The organism is Aeromonas sp. HMWF015, from assembly GCF_963878965.1.
GTDB lineage: Bacteria > Pseudomonadota > Gammaproteobacteria > Enterobacterales > Aeromonadaceae > Aeromonas > Aeromonas veronii.
Genome location: NZ_CAWNZT010000348.1, coordinates 1 through 3,591, shown reverse-complemented (window position 1 = coordinate 3,591; position 3,591 = coordinate 1). Strand labels below are relative to the sequence as shown.

General features: G+C 63.1%; 3 protein-coding genes. 2 read left to right on the top strand and 1 reads right to left on the bottom strand.

The window, feature by feature from the left end; all coding sequences use genetic code 11:
• Positions 1 to 586: LrgB family protein (locus AACS18_RS17455; protein WP_108612862.1), on the top strand; the 586-nt coding region annotated here is incomplete at its 5' end.
• A gap of 185 nt (positions 587 to 771) precedes the next feature.
• Positions 772 to 1,656 carry a cytidine deaminase gene (gene cdd, locus AACS18_RS17450; protein WP_108612861.1) on the top strand — a complete coding sequence of 295 codons (885 nt, stop codon included), beginning with the start codon at positions 772 to 774 and terminating at the stop codon, positions 1,654 to 1,656.
• A 133-nt stretch (positions 1,657 to 1,789) separates the two neighbouring features.
• Here the strand turns inward: cdd and AACS18_RS17445 are convergent, their stop codons facing one another.
• Positions 1,790 to 3,175 (bottom strand): tryptophanase, encoded by a 1,386-nt coding sequence (locus tag AACS18_RS17445; protein ID WP_108612860.1) that lies wholly within the window; start codon positions 3,173 to 3,175, stop codon positions 1,790 to 1,792.
• Positions 3,176 to 3,591: the final 416 nt, after the last annotated feature.

Genomic DNA, 3,591 nt, shown 5'->3' with positions numbered 1-3,591 from the left:
GCCGACCGCGGTGATCATTGGCCTGCTGCTCTGGCTCGATCTGCCGCTGGAGCAGTACGAGCGCGGCAGCAGCCCCATTACCATGCTGCTGGAGCCCGCCGTGGTGGCGCTGGCGCTGCCGCTCTATCAGCAAGCGCGCCAGATCCAGGCCAAGCTCAAGCCCATCCTAATCTGTACCCTCGCCTCCGTCTTGATCTCGGTGTGCACAACCCTGCTGATCGGTCATTTTATGGGCACAGATCCGGCGCTGCTCGCCTCATTGGCGACCAAATCCATCACCACCCCGCTCGCCATGAGCGTCAGCCAGTCCATCGGCGGCATTCCCGCCATTGCGGCCGCCGTGGTGGTGGTGGTGGGAATTGTCGGCGCCCTGATCGGCTACCCGCTGCTCAAACTGCTGAAAGTGACCGACCCGGAAGCGCAAGGGCTCGCCATGGGGGCCTGTGCCCACGCCATCGGCACCGCCACCTCCGCCGAGAAGGGGATCACCCAAGGCGCCTTTGCATCGCTCGCCATGGTGGTGTGCGGTATCCTCACCGCTGCCGTCGCTCCCCTCCTCTTTGCCATCTATCACTGGCTCACCTGACCGATGATTAACCACCCCGACGGCTCTGCAGCGCTGTCGGGGTGCGACCTGCCGCACAATTTGCACAAGACAAACGTTTCCATTACCATCCCCCTCCGTTTGCCCGTCAGGGCGTGAGCCTGCTCACACATTTACCCGAGCTTGCTCCCTACAATGGCCGCCCAATTGGCCTTTGAGGACACACTATGCATCCCCGTTTTGCCAAGCCATTCGATACCCTCTCTGCCCCGCTCAAAGCAGCCGTGCAGCCCATGCTGGATAGTGCCGACTTCAACGCCCGCTTCACGCCGGAGCAAGTCGCCACCCTGAAAGCCGCCACAGGTCTCGATGATCGCGCCCTGCGCCTCGCCCTGTTGCCGCTGGCCGCCGCCTGCTCGGTGGCACCCATTTCCAAGTTTTACGTCGGTGCCATCGCCTGCGGCCTGAGCGGCACCTGGTACTTCGGCGCCAACATGGAGTTTGCAGGGCAAGGTCTGTTCCACTCGGTTCACGCCGAGCAGTCCGCCATCTCCAACGCCTGGCTGGGTGGCGAGACCGGGATCTCTGAAATCACCGTCAACTACACCCCTTGCGGCCACTGCCGTCAGTTCATGAACGAGCTGAGCACCGCCAAGATCCTGAAAGTCTCTCTGCCCGATGACCTGAGCGCCCTGCAATCCTTCCTGCCCCACTCGTTTGGCCCGGCGGATCTCGACATCACGGATGCGCTGATGAGCCCGCAGGATCACGCAGAGCTTGAACTTCAAAGCGAAGACCCGCTGTGGCAGGCCGCGCTGGCCGCCGCCCGTCAAAGCTACGCCCCCTACAGTCAGGGCTATGCCGCGGTGGCGCTGCAGTTTGCCGATGGCCGCATCTTCTCTGGCCGCTACGCCGAGAACGCCGCCTTCAACCCCAGCCTGCCGCCGATGCAGATGGCCTGCGCCCATGCGGTGCTTAACGGCGAAGATCTCGCCGCCATCCGCCGCGCCGTGCTGCTGGAGAACAAGAACGGCCAGATCAGCCAGCGTGACTCCGCCCAGTCCACCCTCAAGGCGCTGGGCTCCGTCGAGCTGGAGTATCAGGCGGTCTGACCCCGGCTTTGCTTGGATAAACGAAAGCCCCCGCACCAAGGTGCGGGGGCTTTTTTACTGTGCCGTTTAACCGGGAGCAGCCCTTGATCTCACGGCTTGGCGCGATTGATCACCACATCTAACCGGTTGCTGATCAGACAGGTTTTAGCCGCGCCGTGAAGTGGCGCAGCAGCGGCGGCTCGTAGTCAAAGGTGAGTCCGCGAATGTCGCTGGCCCGCGCTTTCACCGCAATCAGGCAGTCGGCCACATAGTCCATGTGATCCCGGGTGTAGACCCGGCGCGGAATGGTGAGACGCAGCAACTCAAAGTCCGCCGCCTCCTGCTTGCCGGTGGCGGGATCACGCCCCAGCAACAGGGAGCCAATCTCCACCCCGCGCACGCCCCCTTCCAGATAGAGCTCGCAGGCGAGCGCATGGGCCGGAAACTGCTCGGCCGGAATATGGGGCAGCAGCTTCTTGGCATCGACAAATACCGCATGACCGCCGGTGGGGGTCTGGATGGGGATCCCCGCCTCGGCCAGCCGCTCGCCGAGATAGGCCACCTGACTGATGCGATAGGTGAGATACTCCTCATCCATCCCCTCGCGCAGGCCGATGGCGAGCGCCGCCATATCCCGCCCGGCGAGGCCGCCATAGGTGACAAACCCCTCCATCGCCACGCAGCGCACCTGCACCGCGCGGAACAGCTCGAGATCCTCTTTGAAACAGCAGAGCCCGCCGATATTGACCAGCCCGTCCTTCTTGGCCGACATGGTGAAGATGTCCCCCAGCGCAAACATCTGGCGCACTATCTCCTTGATGCTGCGCTTGGCATAGGCCGAGTCCCGCTCCTTGATAAACCAGGCGTTCTCGGCGAAGCGGGCGGCGTCGATCACCACCGGAATATGGTGACGACGGGCCAGCTCGGAGACTGCCTCCATATTGGCCATGGAGACCGGCTGACCGCCGGCGCTGTTGCAGGTGACCGTGATGATGATGCCGGCCACGTTGGCGGCCCCCAGGGTCTCGATGGTGTCGGTCAGGCGAGGGAGATCAAAATCCCCCTTCCAGGCATAAGGGGCCGTGGTGTCGAGGGCTTTCGGGGTGAGCAGGTTGATGGCCCGCGCGCCAGCCAACTCCACATGGGCCTTGGTGGTGTCGAAGTGGTAGTTGGAGATAAACACCGGCGCCTTGCCCTTGCAGCGCTTGACCAGCTCGGGGAAGAGGATCTGCTCGGCCCCGCGCCCCTGGTGGGTGGGCATCACATGCTGATAGCCAAAGATCTCGCGCACCGTGCGCTCCAGCTCGACGAAGTTGCGGCTGCCCGCATAGGCCTCATCCCCCATCATGATGCCGGCCCACTGGCGATCGGACATGGCACCGGTGCCACTGTCGGTCAGCAGATCGATGTAGACATCTTCAGCCAGCAGCAGGAAGGGGTTCCAGCCAGCGGCCTCGAGGGCGGCACGGAGCTCGGCGCCAGTGGTCTGTTTGATGGGCTCGACCATCTTGATACGAAACGGCTCGGGTATACGACGCATAAAAGACTCCTCACCGGCGCGGGGCCAGTGTGTTTGAAATCGGGATTGGCAAAGAGGCCGGGGCGATCAGGGTCGTCCGGCTGACAAATTCAAACGGCGGGTGCCGCCAATCAGCGGTGAGGAAAGTCGAAGGTGAGAATGGGATCCCGGGTATACCAGTGGGCGAGCAGGCAAGCTGCCCGGGGCGTAGCTGTCATGATTGGCATCACTCCCCTCCATATCGGTTGTAGACAGTCGGTGGCCAACTATGTCGATGAACCCATGTCCATTGATGGGTGCTGCCAACAGGCAGCCTCGCCACGTTAACGGCTGGTTAATTTGCAAACAAGGGGTGCACTGACAGGCTGTGCGCCCGCTCACAAAGTGCGCATCTGCGCGGCAAACTGGCAGTGAGGTTGATCCGCCCGCCCCCCCGG